The organism is Streptomyces sp. NPDC002588, assembly GCF_040295925.1.
In the GTDB taxonomy this organism is placed as follows: Bacteria; Actinomycetota; Actinomycetes; order Streptomycetales; family Streptomycetaceae; genus Streptomyces.
Window position 1 is genome coordinate 135351 of the sequence record NZ_JBEOWF010000027.1, and the last position, 13586, is coordinate 148936.

General features: G+C 70.6%; 12 protein-coding genes and 1 riboswitch. Of the genes, 8 read left to right on the forward strand and 4 right to left on the reverse strand.

Going from position 1 to position 13586, the window contains the following annotated elements; genetic code table 11:
* Positions 1 to 31 precede the first annotated feature (31 nt).
* The 6 genes from ABT057_RS28920 (at position 32) to ABT057_RS28945 (ending at position 7177) form a co-directional block, all read left to right on the forward strand.
* Positions 32 to 1339: an HD-GYP domain-containing protein gene (locus tag ABT057_RS28920; RefSeq protein ID WP_352346537.1), complete on the forward strand. Its 1308-nt coding sequence runs from the start codon at positions 32 to 34 to the stop codon at positions 1337 to 1339.
* Positions 1336 to 2601: an HD-GYP domain-containing protein gene (locus ABT057_RS28925; RefSeq protein WP_352346538.1), complete on the forward strand. Its 1266-nt coding sequence runs from the start codon at positions 1336 to 1338 to the stop codon at positions 2599 to 2601. Before ABT057_RS28920 ends, ABT057_RS28925 begins: the two co-directional genes overlap by 4 nt.
* Before the next feature lie 105 nt (positions 2602 to 2706).
* A complete protein-coding gene (locus ABT057_RS28930; RefSeq protein ID WP_352346539.1) occupies positions 2707 to 3687 on the forward strand; it encodes a tetratricopeptide repeat protein in 981 nt (326 codons plus the stop codon).
* Between the two features lie 94 nt (positions 3688 to 3781).
* Complete coding sequence (gene def / locus ABT057_RS28935; RefSeq protein ID WP_352346540.1) at positions 3782 to 4432, forward strand: peptide deformylase; 651 nt, start codon at positions 3782 to 3784, stop codon at positions 4430 to 4432.
* Positions 4433 to 4706: 274 nt separating this feature from the next.
* Positions 4707 to 5804 (forward strand): epi-isozizaene synthase, encoded by a 1098-nt coding sequence (gene cyc1 / locus ABT057_RS28940; protein WP_352346541.1) that lies wholly within the window; start codon positions 4707 to 4709, stop codon positions 5802 to 5804.
* Positions 5801 to 7177, forward strand: a complete 1377-nt coding sequence (locus tag ABT057_RS28945; protein ID WP_352346542.1) for a bifunctional albaflavenone monooxygenase/terpene synthase — start codon at positions 5801 to 5803, stop codon at positions 7175 to 7177. The genes cyc1 and ABT057_RS28945 overlap by 4 nt, the downstream gene beginning before the upstream one ends.
* 2 nt (positions 7178 to 7179) lie before the next feature.
* Here ABT057_RS28945 and ABT057_RS28950 read toward each other — a convergent pair whose 3' ends face one another.
* Entirely contained in the window at positions 7180 to 8151 is a 972-nt protein-coding gene (locus ABT057_RS28950) for a helix-turn-helix domain-containing protein (protein WP_352346543.1), read from the reverse strand.
* Positions 8152 to 8244: 93 nt separating this feature from the next.
* On the opposite strand from ABT057_RS28950, the gene ABT057_RS28955 reads away from it, so the two are divergent.
* Both ABT057_RS28955 and ABT057_RS28960 read left to right on the forward strand, forming a co-directional pair.
* Positions 8245 to 8400, forward strand: coding sequence for a hypothetical protein (locus ABT057_RS28955; RefSeq protein WP_352346544.1), 156 nt, complete (start codon positions 8245 to 8247; stop codon positions 8398 to 8400).
* A 30-nt stretch (positions 8401 to 8430) separates the two neighbouring features.
* Entirely contained in the window at positions 8431 to 9210 is a 780-nt protein-coding gene (locus ABT057_RS28960) for a hypothetical protein (protein WP_352346545.1), read from the forward strand.
* A 9-nt stretch (positions 9211 to 9219) separates the two neighbouring features.
* Here ABT057_RS28960 and ABT057_RS28965 read toward each other — a convergent pair whose 3' ends face one another.
* The 3 genes from ABT057_RS28965 to ABT057_RS28975 form a co-directional block, all read right to left on the reverse strand.
* A complete protein-coding gene (locus tag ABT057_RS28965; RefSeq protein ID WP_352346546.1) occupies positions 9220 to 10233 on the reverse strand; it encodes a ribonucleotide-diphosphate reductase subunit beta in 1014 nt (337 codons plus the stop codon).
* Positions 10233 to 12608: a ribonucleoside-diphosphate reductase subunit alpha gene (locus ABT057_RS28970; protein ID WP_352346547.1), complete on the reverse strand. Its 2376-nt coding sequence runs from the start codon at positions 12606 to 12608 to the stop codon at positions 10233 to 10235. The genes ABT057_RS28965 and ABT057_RS28970 overlap by 1 nt, the downstream gene beginning before the upstream one ends.
* A gap of 125 nt (positions 12609 to 12733) precedes the next feature.
* Positions 12734 to 12862: riboswitch (cobalamin riboswitch) on the reverse strand.
* 51 nt (positions 12863 to 12913) lie between these two features.
* The gene (locus ABT057_RS28975; protein ID WP_352346548.1) at positions 12914 to 13420 is read right to left on the reverse strand and encodes a GNAT family N-acetyltransferase; all 507 of its coding nucleotides are present in this window, start codon (positions 13418 to 13420) and stop codon (positions 12914 to 12916) included.
* Between the last annotated feature and the right edge of the window lie 166 nt (positions 13421 to 13586).

Here is a 13586-nt window from a genome sequence, read left to right on the forward strand (position 1 = left end):
AGGCCTGCACGGGCACGGCTGGGGAGGCGTCATGGAGGGAGTGCCGGCGCGGGCGCGCGGTTACGTCGCCGGTGCCGCCCTCGCCTCCCTGCTCTGCCTGGCCCCCCTCCTCGCCGGTCGGCGTGCGCCCTGGTGGGCCGTGGCACTCCTCGCCGCGGTGTACGCCGGGGGCGAGCAGATCGCCCGGCGCCGGTTCGCCGGGACCCCTTCCTCCGTGCTGCTCGCCGGCGCCTTTCTGCTGCCGCCGCCCGCCGCCGCGCTCGTCCCGCTCACCGGGGCCCTGCTGTCGCATGTCGAGCAGGGCCCCTCCCTGGTGCGCCGCGTCTGGCGGGCCGCCCGCTCCTGCCTCGCGGTGTGGGCCGCGGCCCACACCCATACGGCGCTGGGCGGGCAGCACGCCGTGGCCGCGGCGGGCGTGCCGTACGCACTGCTGCCCGCGGGCGCGGCCGTCCTCGTCCTCTGCGCGGTGCTCGCCGTGCTGGACGGCGGGATGTTCGCACTGGCCGAGGGGCTGCCGCCGCGGAAGGTCTGCCGAGGACTCTTCCTGCGCTCCCTCGCGCCGCTCGCCGTGCACGGGCTCGCCGGGCTGATGATGGCCGTGCTGTGGCGCAGCCCCTACGGGCCGGTGGCCGCGCTGCTCGTGCTGTTCCCCATGGGAGTCTCCTGGTGGGTGTTCGCCCAGTACCACCGGGAGCGGGCCGCGCACCGGGCGACGATCCGCGCGCTGGTGCAGGCCGTCGACATCAAGGACGGCTACACGCGCGGCCACAGCGAACGCGTCGGGCAGGCCTCGATGCTGATCGCGCGCGAACTGGGCATGGACGAGGGCCGGGTGGAGGTCCTCCGGTTCGCCGGGATCCTGCACGACGTCGGCAAGCTCGGCGTGCCCACCCGGCTGCTGCGCAAGGACGGACCGCTCACCCCCGAGGAACGCCGCGTGATCGAGCTGCATCCGGAGTACGGCCACGAGATCACCCGGGGCATCTCCTTCCTCGGCGAGGCCCGCTCGGCGATCCTCCACCACCATGAGCGGATCGACGGCAGCGGCTACCCGTACGGACTGGCGGGCCGTCAGATCCCGGAACCCGCACGGGTGGTGGCCGTCGCCGACGCCTTCGACGCGATGACGTCCACCCGCTCCTACAGCAGGGCCCGGCCGGTGCGGACCGCGCTGGCCGAGCTGGAGCGGTGCGCGGGGACACAGTTCGACCCGAGAATGGTGGCGGCCCTGGTGCGGGTGATCGAGCGGGACGGCTGGCACCCGGTGGTCACCGCCGACGAAACCCACCCCACCGTGCCCGCCCCGACGGCGCCCGACCGCCCGGGGGTCGCCCGATGAGCGAACACCGCCCACGACAAACCCCTGCTCCCGCGCGCACCGCCCACGTCCTGACCGCGACCGCCGGGCTCCTCGCCGGCGTGTCTCTCATGGTCACCTTCCGCACCGGCCTCGAGGAGCGCTCCGTCGCCCTCGCCTTCGGGATGCTCGTCGCCGTCGGTGAGCTGATCCGGGGAGCCCGGCCCGGGCTGCGCGAGGCCGCGCCGCTCGGCTCCGCCGGATCGCTGTCGTACGCCCTGCTGGGCGAGCACGCCGGCCACCCCTCCCACCACGGGGTCGCCCAGGTGGTCACCGTGGTGGCCGCCGCCTCGCTGCTGGGCAGCGTGCCCCACCTCGCCCGCGGACAAGGGCCCGTCCTCGACCACCTGGTCCGCCGCGTCCTGGCCGTCGGCTTCGCCGCCGTCTGCTTCCAGCCCCTCTACAGCCACGGCGTCTTCGACCGCTGGCGGGGCCCGGGGTACGCCCTGCTCCTGCTGGCGCTGCTCGTGCTGACCGTGCTGTGCGACGCCGTGGTCGCCGCCGCGCTCGCGCACTCCCGCACCGGCTGGCCGTTCCCCCCGCTGCTGCGCGACGAACTGCGCGCGGTGCCCGGGATCGGCTCGGCGGTGTGCGTCACCGGCGCGGTGATGGCGCTCGCCGTCGCCGTCGTAGGACTGTGGGCGCTGCCCGTCTTCTCGGTGCCGCTGCTGCTCACCCAGCTGTCCCTGCGCCGGTACGCCGCCGTCCGCGCCACCTACCGGCAGACCATCGCCTCCCTCGCCCGGGCCACCGAGATCGCCGGATACACCCCGGTCGGCCACGCCCGCCGGGTCGCCGCGCTCAGCCAGGCCGTCGGCCGGGACCTGGGGCTGCCGGAGGCCGAGCGAGCCGTTCTGGAGCACGCCGCCCTGATGCACGACATCGGCCAGCTCAGCCTCGTCGACCCGGTCCCGGCCGGGGCCACCGCCGGCCTCCCGGCGGCCGAGCAGCGGCGGATCGCGCTGCTCGGCGGGGCCGTCGTCCGCCAGACGGGGGCGAGCGCCCAGGTCGCCGCCGTCGTCGAGCGGCAGGCGGACCCCTACCCGGAGCAACCGGTGGCGGCCCGCATAGTCCGGGTGGTGAACGCGTACGACGAGAAGGTGCAGGGCGCCGGGCCGGGCGGGCCCCTCACCGCTCTGGAGGAGCTGCGCCTGGGCACCGGCACGGAGTACGCGCCGGAGGTCGTGGAGGCGCTGGCCAGGGTGCTCTCACGGGACTGTCTGACCCTGCCCAAGGCTGGGTAACCCATGGGTAATGAGCGGCCTTCCAGCCACACGTGGTTGGATGCGAGGGAGAGAGTGTCCGGGGGCACTGGCCAGCCCACAGAACGGAACTGGCAGGCGGGAATCGTGAGGATCTTCGGCAAGGGACGGCACCGGCCCTCCGCCTCCTGGCGGCAGGCCACCGACCGCGCGTTCACGCTCATCGGGGACGGGCGGTACGAGGACGCGGGCGCGCTGCTGACACGTGCCGCCGATCTGGAGCCCTGGCTGTCGGAGTCCTGGTTCAACCTCGCCCTGCTGCACAAGTTCCGGCACGACTGGGAGCAGGCCCGCACCGCCGGTCTGCGCGCCGTCGCCCTGCTCGACCGGGAGACCGGCGCCCCCGACTGGTGGAACGTCGGCATCGCCGCCACCGCCCTCCAGGACTGGCCGCTGGCCCGCCGTGCCTGGCAGGCCTACGGGTTGCAGGTGCCCGGCAGCGCGGCCGGCTCCGTCGAGGTCACCGGCATGGACCTGGGCAGCGCGGCCGTACGGCTGTCGCCGGAGGGCGAGGCAGAGGTGGTGTGGGGGCGGCGGCTGGACCCCGCCCGCATGGAGGTGCTGTCGATCCCGCTGCCGTCGTCGGGCCGACGCTGGGGCGAGGTCGTGCTGCACGACGGGGTGCCGCACGGCGAGCGGACCACCGCCGCCGGGCACTCCTACCCCGTCTTCGACGAGATCGAGCTGTGGGCGCCGTCGCCCGTGCCGACCTGGGTGGTCCTCCTGGAGGCGGCGACGGAGGCCGACCGGGACGCGCTGGAGCAGCTGGCCGCGGACGCGGGGTTCGCGGCGGAGGACTGGTCGTCCTCGGTGCGGCTGCTGTGCCGGATGTGCTCGGAGTCGCGGATGCCGTCCGACGAGGGCGACGGCGAGCATCTCGACCCGCACGACCACAGTGAGCCGGGGCATCCCGGGCCGCTCGGGCACCGGACCGACGGGCAGCTGTGGGTGCCGGAGCGGGAGTGCGGGGTGGCCGCGCCGGCCGCGCTGGTGAGGGGGCTGCTGGACGGATGGGTCGCCGACAGCCCCGATTCGAGGGACTGGCGGGATCTGGAAGAGGTCTGCTGACCGATCCCCGTACCCTGTATCGCACATTCACCCCCTGACCGGGGGTCCGGGGGTCGCCCCCAGAAGACACAGTTCAGGAAGGCATACGTCGGTCATGGCGCAGCAGGACACCGATCAGCAGCACGCGGGCGTGCTCCCCGTGGACGACGAGGGCTTCGTCATCGACACCGAGGAGACCGAGGAGCGGGAGCAGGCCTACCGCGAGCGCGGTACCTCGCGGCCGATCACCGTCGTCGGGAACCCGGTCCTCCACAAGGAGTGCAAGGACGTCACCGAGTTCGACGACGCACTGCTGAAGCTGGTGGACGACATGTTCGCCTCGCAGCGCACCGCCGAGGGCGTGGGCCTGGCCGCCAACCAGATCGGTGTAGATCTGAAGGTCTTCGTCTACGACTGCCCGGACGACGAGGGCGTGCGCCACGTCGGTGTGGTCTGCAACCCCAAGGTGGTCGAACTGCCCGCCGACAGGCGCCGTCTGGACGACAGCAACGAGGGCTGCCTCTCGGTGCCCACCGCCTACGCGCCGCTCGCCCGCCCCGACTACGCCGAGGTGACCGGGCAGGACGAGAAGGGCAACCCGATCAAGGTGCGCGGCACCGGCTACTTCGCTCGGTGTTTGCAGCACGAGACCGACCACCTCTACGGGTACCTCTACATCGACCGGCTGTCCAAGCGCGAACGCAAGGACGCCCTGCGGCAGATGGCCGAGAACGAACCCCGCTACCCGGTGGTCGCCAACGACTGATCCACGCCAGCTCACCCACGACGCCTGGCCGGGAAAGCACCCGGACGGGCGTCGTTCGTATGTCCGTCGCATGTTCGATCGCTTATGCACATACGCTGATCGATAACCAGTCACGCCCGAGTGGATTCTCAGCGTGTCGGGATGGTGAATGAAGCAAATCCGTTCCCAGAGACGTCAGTTGTAGTGCTGAATGGGAAGTGCGGGGATACGCAACGGCGCACGCCCGGCACGGCGGGAGGGGCGTGTGCCCACTGGCGGCTGAGAGGGGTTGTTCGTGCCAGCTTTCCCATGCAGCACCACATACAGCACCACGGCGACGGCGGCCGCGCCCGCGGTCCCGCCCTCGCTCTCTCTTCCGGTCATCGAGGCGGCCTTTCCCCGGCAACTGCATCCGTATTGGCCCCGGTTGCAGGAGAAGACCCGCTCCTGGCTGCTGGAAAAACGCCTCATGCCGGCGGCCAAGGTCGAAGAATATGCCGACGGACTGTGCTACACCGACCTGATGGCGGGCTACTACCTCGGCGCCTCCGACGAGGTTCTCCAGGCCATAGCCGACTACAGCGCATGGTTCTTCGTCTGGGACGACCGGCACGACCGCGACGTCGTGCACGGCCGCGCCTCGGACTGGCGGCGGCTCAGGTTCCGCTTGCACGCGGCCCTGGACGCCCCGGCGGACCACCTGCATCACCGGGATCCGCTGGTCGCAGCTCTCGCGGAAAGCGCGACCCGGCTGTTCGCCTTCCTGCCCGGCACCTGGAACGCCCGGTTCGCACGCCACTTCCACTCCGTGATCGAGGCGTACGACCGGGAGTTCCGCAATCGCGTCGAGGGCAGGGTCCCCGGCGTCGAGGAATACCTCGCACTGCGCCGGCTCACCTTCGCGCACCGGATCTGGAACGACCTCCTGGAGCTGAGCGCCGGACGTGAACTCCCGGACCCGGTGCGGAAACACCCGGCCTTTCGGCGGGCGGCTCTGCTGAGCCAGGATTTCGCCGCCTGGTACAACGACCTCTGTTCGCTGCCGAAAGAAATAGCGGGCGACGAGGTGCACAACCTGGGAATAAGTCTCGTCACCCATGAGGGACTGACCCTCGAAGAGGCGGTGGAAGAAGTCCGGCGGCGCGTCGAGGAATGCATCACAGAATTCCTCGCGGTCGAAAAGGACGTGTTACGGCTCGCCGAAGGGCTGTCCGACGGGACGGTCCGCGGAAAGGAAATCGGCGCCGCCGTACGGGCCTGCCTCGCCAACATGCGGAACTGGTTCAGTTCCGTCTACTGGTTCCACCACGAGTCCGGCCGTTACATGGTCGACAGCTGGGACGACCGGTCCACGCCCCCGTACGTCAACAACGAAGCGGCAGGTGAGAAATGACCGTCGAATCGGTGAAGCCCGTCACCCCCGAGGTGCCCGAACTGCGTGAGCCACCCCTGGCCGGTGGCGGGGTGCCACTCCTCGGACACGGCTTGAAGCTGGCCCGAGATCCGCTGGCCTTCCTGACCCGGCTGCGCGACCACGGCGACGTCGTCCGCATCCGGCTGGGCCCCAAGACGGTGTACGCCGTCACCACGCCGGAGCTCACCGGGGCGCTCGCCCTCAGTTCCGACTACATCATCGCCGGCCCCCTGTGGGAGTCCCTGGAGAGCCTGCTCGGCAAGGAGGGCGTGGCCACCGCCAACGGCCCGCTGCACCGGCGCCAGCGGCGCACCATCCAGCCCGCCTTCCGGCTCGACGCCATCCCCGCCTACGGCCCGGTCATGGAGGAGGAGGCGCACGCGCTCGTCGAGCGCTGGGCGACCGGCGAGGTCGTCGACGTCACCGCGGAGTCCTTCCGGGTGTCGGTGCGCATCTCCGCCCGCTGTCTGATGCGCGGCAGCTACATGGACGCCCGCGCCGAGCGCATCACCTCCGCGCTCGCCACCCTGTTCGCCGGTATGTACCAGCGCATGGTGGTACCCCTCGGACCGCTTTATCGGGTGCCGATTCCGGCCAACCGCGAATTCAACCGGGCACTGGCCGATCTGCATCGGCTCGTGGACGAGATCGTCGCCGACCGCCGTGCCTCCGGTAAAAAACCGGACGATTTGCTGACGGCTTTGCTGGAGGCGAAGGACGACAATGGCGACCCGATCGGGGAACAGGAGATCCACGACCAGGTCATCGCGATACTCACCCCGGGCAGCGAAACCGTCGGCTCGTTGGTCATGTCGCTGCTCCTCGTTCTCACCGAGCACCCGGATCAGGTGGACAAGATCCGCACCGAGGTGAAAAACGTCGTCGGTGACCGGCCGGTCGCATTCGACGACGTCCGAAAGCTGCGGCACACCGCCAATGTCGTCATCGAGACCATGCGGCTGCATCCGGCCGTCTGGATATTGACCCGGCGTGCCGTGGCCGACACCGAGCTCGGCGGATACCGCATTCCCGCCGGCGCCGACATCATCTACAGTCCGTACGCGATCCAGCGCGATCCGTTGTCGTACGAACGGAACACGGAGTTCGACCCCGACCGCTGGCTGCCCGGCCGTTCCGAGGCGGTGCCGAAGCACGCCATGGCGCCGTTCAGCGTCGGCAACCGGAAGTGCCCGAGCGACCACTTCTCGATGGCCGAGCTCACGCTGCTCGCCGCGACGGTGGCGAACGCGTTCCGCTTCGAGCACGTCCCCGGCTCGGACCCCCGCACCCGCATAGGCATCACCCTCCGCCCCCGCCGCCTGCTGCTGCGGGCGGTGCCGGACAGGCCCTGACGTCAGGCGGCCGCCTGCGGGCCGCGGAAGGTCCGCCGGTAGGCGTTGGGCGTGGTGCCCAGGGACCGTACGAACTGATGGCGCAGAGCGCCCGCCGTACCGAAGCCGGTGCGCCAGGCGATCTCGTCCATCGTCTCGTCCGTGGCTTCCAGCAGCCGCTGGGCCAGCAGCACCCGCTGCCGCAGCAGCCAGCGGTAGGGGGTGGTGCCCGTCTCCTGCTGGAAGCGGCGGGCGAAGGTGCGCGGGGCCATGTGGGCGCGGGCGGCGAGCTGTTCGACCGTGACCTCCTGGTCGAGGTGCTCCTCCATCCACGCCAGCACCCCGCCGACGGTGTCGCACGACGACCGGGGCAGCGGCCGCGCGACGTACTGCGCCTGGCCGCCGTCCCGGTGCGGCGGTACGACCATCCGCCGCGCGATGCCGTTGGCCACCTCGGGCCCCTGCTCCTTGCGGACGAGGTGCAGACAGGCGTCGATGCCGGCGGCCGTGCCGGCCGAGGTGATCACCGGATCCTCGTCGACGTAGAGGACGTCCGGTTCGACGATCGTCCGGGGGTGACGGCGGGCCAGCAGGTCCGCGTGCCGCCAGTGCGCGGCACACCGCCGCCCGTCGAGCAGCCCCGCGGCGCCCAGCACGAAGACGCCCGAGCAGATGCTGAGCACCCGGGCGCCCCGGTCCACGGCCCGGCGCAGGGCGGCGAGCAGCTCGGGCGGGTACTCCCCCCGGTCGACTTTCATGTCCGAGGCCGGCACGGCGATCAGGTCGGCCTCCTCCAGCCGGTCGAGGCCGTACGGCGTGGAGACGGTGAGCCCGCCGACATGGGTGCCCAGCACCGGGCCCTCCGCGGAGACCGCGGCGAAGTCGTACACCGGCAGCCCCTCCTCGCTGCGGTCGAGACCGAACACCTCGCACACGACACCGAGTTCGAAGGGATGCACCCCGTCGAGCAGGACCGCGGCCACGTTCTTCAGCATGCCTCCAGTCTGCACCCTCGGTGGCAGGAATTTGAAGGTGTACGGCAGTCCTGCCACTCCCGGTCAGGAGCGTCCGGCGCGACAGTGGTGACCATGAACACGAACCAGATCGAAGGACTCATCGGAATGCTCACGGTTCTCGGGATCCTGGCGCTCCTGCTCGCCCCGTCGGTGGCCGGCCTCGTCCGCGAGCGGCGCGTCGACCGCGAGATCAGAAACGCGGGACGGTTGATCCGCACCCGCGTGTAGCCTCTTCTGACCAACTGTCAGGGGAGGACCATGCGAAGAACAGTCTGGGCCGCGGCCGGCGGGGCCGCGGCCCTCGTCCTGGTGACGGCGACCGGCGCGCACGCCGAGGGCCGGGGTGACGTGCGGGTCACGAAGACGGTCGTCAACGGCGGCAGGAACGTGATCGTGGGGACCTCGAAGACCATCACGTTCCCGGTGGCCGTCACGGCCAAGGACAACTCGGGCATCAAGGGGCTCACGGATGCGAGCACCTTCTACGCGTACAGTGCCGAGGGCGGCGGCTTCGCCGAATGGACCGGCACGACCTGCAGGAAGCAGTCGTCGACCACGTCGGTGTGCACCGCCACGATGAGCATCACCCCGGCCTGGATCCCCGGCTACAGCGACACCGACAGCAACAAGGCAGCCGGTGTCTGGCAGGTCAACGCCACGGTCAAGGCCAACGACGGCGACTACTGGATCTCCGACAACATCGCCCGGTACAAGGTCAAGCGCGCCTCGAAGCTCACCACGGTCATCACGCCCACGAAGGTGACCAAGGGCACGAAGCTCACCGTCACCGGCAAGCTGTCCCGGGCCAACTGGGAGGACCTGAAGTACCACGGGTTCACCGGGCAGCAGGTCAGGCTCCAGTTCCGGAAGGCCGGCACCGCCCACTACAGCACCGTCAAGACGGTGAAGACGGGCAGCGCCGGCAAACTCGGCACCAAGGTCACCGTCACGGCGGCCGGCAGCTGGCGCTGGTACTTCCCCGGCACGACGACGACCGCTCGGATCGTCTCGGCCGGGGACGCGGTCACCCTGAAGTGACGTGCGGGGTCAGAAGTCCTCGTCCAGGTCCACGGTGCCCTCCACCGCGACCTGGTACGCCGACGGACGGCGCTCGAAGAAGTTGGTCAGCTCCTGAACACCCTGCAGTTCCATGAAGGAGAACGGGTTCTCCGAGCCGTACACCGGGGCGAAGCCCAGGCGCGTGAGGCGCTGATCGGCGACGCACTCCAGGTACTGCCGCATGGAGTCGGTGTTCATCCCCGGGAGGCCGTCGCCGCACAGGTCACGGGCGAACTGCAGCTCGGCCTCGACGGCCTCCCGCAGCATGTCCGTCACCTGCTGCCGCAGCTCCTCGTCGAAGAGCTCCGGCTCCTCCTTGCGGACGGTGTCGACCACGTCGAACGCGAAGCTCATGTGCATGGTCTCGTCCCGGAACACCCAGTTGGTGCCGGTGGCCAGGCCGTGCAGCAGACCCCGGCTGCGGAACCAGTAGACGTACGCGAAGGCGCCGTAGAAGAACAGGCCCTCGATGCACGCGGCGAAGCAGATCAGGTTGAGCAGGAAGCGACGGCGGTCGGCCTGGGTCTCCAGGCGGTCCAGCTTCTCCACCTCGTTGATCCACTTGAAGCAGAACCCGGCCTTCTCCCGGATGGAGGGGATGTTCTCCACGGCGTCGAAGGCCGCGGCGCGGTCCTCCGGGTCGGGCAGGTAGGTGTCCAGCAGCGTCAGATAGAACTGGACGTGCACGGCCTCCTCGAACAGCTGGCGCGACAGGTACAGACGCGCCTCCGGGGAGTTGATGTGCTTGTACAGCGTCAGCACCAGGTTGTTCGCGACGATCGAGTCGCCGGTCGCGAAGAAGGCCACCAGCCGGCCGATCAGGTGCTGCTCGGCCGGGGTCAGCTTGGCGAGGTCGGTGACGTCCGAGTGGAGGTCGACCTCCTCCACGGTCCAGGTGTTCTTGATGGCGTCCCGGTAGCGCTCGTAGAAGTCCGGGTAGCGCATGGGACGCAGCGTCAGCTCGAAGCCCGGGTCGAGGAGATGGGTGTTACGGCTGGACATTACTGGCAGGCCTCGCAGGACTCGGGGTTCTCAAGGGAGCAGGCGACCGCGTCGGGGTCGGCCGCCTGCTGTACGGGGACGGTGGCCGGTGCGGCCGCCTGGGCGGCGCGGGCGATCCGGGTCGCCGGGCGCGAACGCAGGTAGTACGTCGTCTTCAGACCCGACTTCCAGGCGTACGCGTACATCGAGGAGAGCTTGCCGATGGTCGGCGTCTCCAGGAACAGGTTCAGGGACTGGGCCTGGTCCAGGTACGGGGTGCGGGCGGCGGCCATGTCGATCAGGCCGCGCTGCGGGATCTCCCACGCCGTGCGGTACAGCTGCCGTACGTCCTCGGGGATCCAGACGAAGTCCTGCACCGAACCGTTCGCCTCGCGCAGCGCCTCACGGGTGCGGGCGTCCCACACGCCCAGCTTCTTGAGGTCCTGCACCAGGTAGGAGTTGACCTGGAGGAACTCACCGGACAGCGTCTCGCGCTTGAACAGGTTGGACACCTGCGGCTCGATGCACTCGTACACGCCCGCGATCGAGGCGATGGTGGCGGTCGGCGCGATGGCCAGGAGGAGGCTGTTGCGCATGCCGACGGCCGCGATCCGCGTCCGCAGCGCCGCCCAGCGCTCCGGCCAGGTGAACTCGACGCCGTAGTGGTCGGGATGCAGCACCCCGCGCGCGGTACGGGTCTGCTCCCAGGCCGGCAGCGGGCCGCCGCGCTCGGCGAGGTCGGCGGAGGCCTCGTACGCGGCGAGCATGATCCGCTCGGCGATCCGGGTGGAGAGCGCGCGGGCCTCCGGGGAGTCGAAGGGCAGCCGCAGCTTGAAGAACACGTCCTGCAGGCCCATCGCGCCCAGGCCCACCGGCCGCCACTTGGCGTTGGAACGGCCCGCCTGCTCGGTCGGGTAGAAGTTGATGTCGACGACCCGGTCGAGGAAGGTGACGGCCGTGCGGACGGTCTCGTCCAGCCGCTCCCAGTCGATGTCGCCCCCGGCCACGAAGGCCCCCAGGTTCACCGAACCCAGGTTGCAGACCGCCGTCTCGCCGTCGTTCGTGACCTCCAGGATCTCCGTGCAGAGGTTGGAGGAATGGATCACCCGGCCCGGCTCGGCGGTCTGGTTGGCGGTGCGGTTGGCCGCGTCCTTGAAGGTCATCCAGCCGTTGCCGGTCTGCGCGAGGGTGCGCATCATGCGGCCGTACAGATCGCGGGCCGGGATGGTCTTCGTGGCGAGCCCGGCCGCTTCCGCCCTCCGGTACGCCGCGTCGAACTCCTCGCCCCACAGGTCGACCAGTTCGGGCACGTCGGAGGGGGAGAACAGCGACCAGGTCCCGTCCTCGTTCACCCGGCGCATGAACTCGTCCGGGATCCAGTGGGCGAGGTTCAGGTTGTGCGTACGGCGGGCGTCCTCACCGGTGTTGTCCCGAAGCTCCAGGAACTCCTCGATGTCGGAGTGCCAGGTCTCCAGGTAGACGGCGGCCGCGCCCTTGCGCCGCCCGCCCTGGTTCACGGCGGCGACGGAGGCGTCCAGCGTCTTCAGGAACGGCACGATGCCGTTGGAGTGCCCGTTGGTGCCTCGGATGAGGGACCCGCGGGAGCGGATCCGGCTGTACGAGAGACCGATGCCGCCGGCGTGCTTCGACAGCCGGGCCACCTGGTGGTAGCGGTCGTAGAGGGAGTCCAGCTCGTCCAGCGGCGAGTCGAGGAGGTAGCAGGACGACATCTGGGGGTGCCGGGTACCGGAGTTGAACAGCGTGGGGGAGGACGGCAGGTAGTCGAGCCGGCTCATGAGCCCGTAGAGCGCGGCGACCTCGTCCACCGACCTCGGCGTGTCGTCCTCGGCGAGACCGGCGGCGACCCGCAGCAGGAAGTGCTGGGGGGTCTCGACGACCTTGCGGGTGTAGGGGTGGCGCAGGAGGTAGCGGCTGTGCAGGGTGCGCAGGCCGAAGTAGCCGAAACGGTCGTCGGCACCGGTGTCGATCAGCGCGTCCAGCCGGCCCGCGTGCCGCGTCACGAAGTCGGCGGTGCGGTCGGCGATGAGACCCTCGCGGTGGCCGACGGCGATCGACTCGGTGAACGAGGCCACGCCCTGGGAGGCGGCCTCCGCGGCGATGGAGATCGTCAGCAGCCGGGCGGCCAGCCTCGAGTACGCGGGGTCCTCGGAGATCAGGCCGGCGGCCGCCTCCGTGGCCAGCTCGCGCAGTTCCGCGGTGACCTCGTCGAAGGCTCCCCGCGCGGACCGGCCGCGCAGTGCGGCGGCGGCGACCCGGCCGGGGTCGGCGTCGGGGAGGTCGGCGGTCAGCTCGGTCAGGGTCCGCAGCAGCGCGGTCCCGGGACCGTCGATGTCCGGCTGGATGGCTGAGGCCGGATCGGCTGGCGCGATGGTCACGTGGGGCTCTCCCTCGCTCGGCAGGGGGCCTGGCGGAGGGCGGGGGGCAGCACACGAGCGCGCACGGCGTCGCGTCCACCGGCCCACTCCACGAGGCCCGGACGTCAAGGCACCCGGGCCGGGACGGCCGGGGCGCGCTGTCGGCAGGTCCTCGGACTGACTCCCATACGTGTGCGAACACGGATGAGTACACCGTTGCGGGACAGTTCCGGATTCGCACCGGATTCCCCTGCGACGACAGCGAGCATGAGCATACATCTTGTGCTCACCCGTCACGCCACCCCCAGATGTTGTGTCGGCTGGTTTCAGAGCGTCAGGTGATAGGCGAGCAGAGTGAGGTTGTCCAAGTGCGGCACGGGATTCCAGTCCCGCTCGGGTGTGCGGACGAAGCCGAGCCGTTCGTAGATGCGGTGCGCCGCGTGCATGGAGCGCTGGGTCGACAGCACGACGGCCGTGCAGCCCTCCGTGGCCCTCGCCCGGTCGAGACAGGCCCGCACGAGGGCCTCACCGGCTCCTCTGCCCCGCGCCTCGTGGGCGACCGCGAGCGCGCGGATCTCGGCCTCACCGGGACGCGCGATGTCGGCGACCGGGCCGCCCGCGGCGACGAAGGTGACACCGCCGAGGAGTTGCTCGCCCTCCACGGCGACGAGGACCTCGGCGGCTGCCGCCCGCCTCGCGACGTCCTTCAGCACGGGCAGGTACTCGTCGTCCAGGCCGTAGTCGAGGAGGCCGTCGTCGAGGTAGGCACGGGCGGTGATGTCGCCGAGGGCCTCGTATTCGGCGGGGTCCGCTTCCCTGATCTGTATGTCCATGCCGGGCAGTGTGCACCACGTACAAGACGGAGGGCCGCCGGAATTCTCCGACGGCCCTCCGACGCGGTGGCCTAGGTGTATTGCCCTGTGAGGTTGGGGACGCGGCTGGCGGGTGGTTGGCCTTGCAGCGCGGTGTGTCCGCGGTGGTGATTGTAGGTGTGCAGCC